Raw genomic sequence first — 566 nt, 5'->3', positions numbered from 1 at the left:
TAAATTTTCATAATACCAAAAGTACTCTTTCTCCCCCTTTGCATTATATTCAATTATCTCTGTTGGACTCTGACCTTCTATTTTTAGAGTATTTACTTTATCAGTTCCAAAACTACCAAATATAAATCGTTCTCCATCATTAATGCTATATTGAGCCAATAAATCATATAAAGGAGCCGACCGATGAGCAGTTATTAATGGTTTAGATCTCCACTTACCACCTACAGTTTCTGGATTTGTTAAAATTAATGCATATTGTTTTTTTTCATTTATTGTCCTAACCATAAATTTACTAGCCACAATTCCATCTGATTCTAATCCTCCATCTACATGATAAAACATCGTAGCATAATTATCATTTTCTAATATTTTAATAATATCACTCACTTTATTCATATGTGGATATCTTGAAAAAAATATTCAGAATTTATTTGAAGAGCTTCTTCCATAGTATCCGCATATTGAGGTTCTGGTTTTTTTATAGTAAGCGTATAGCTGTTCTCACTAAAATTTATGCTTACAGAATCATTACTACTATTTTTATACCCTGTCTATTATCCACATCT

At 29.7% G+C, this 566-nt stretch carries 1 protein-coding gene; it reads right to left on the bottom strand.

Features of this window, described 5'->3' with window-relative positions; genetic code table 11:
- Positions 1-396: hypothetical protein (locus DS742_RS28490; protein ID WP_147325909.1), on the bottom strand; the 396-nt coding region annotated here is incomplete at its 3' end.
- Between the last annotated feature and the right edge of the window lie 170 nt (positions 397-566).

The organism is Lacrimispora amygdalina (assembly GCF_003432035.1).
GTDB lineage: Bacteria > Bacillota > Clostridia > Lachnospirales > Lachnospiraceae > Lacrimispora > Lacrimispora amygdalina.
Note: the sequence above shows the minus strand (reverse complement) of the source record. Positions and strands in the feature narration are given on the sequence as shown.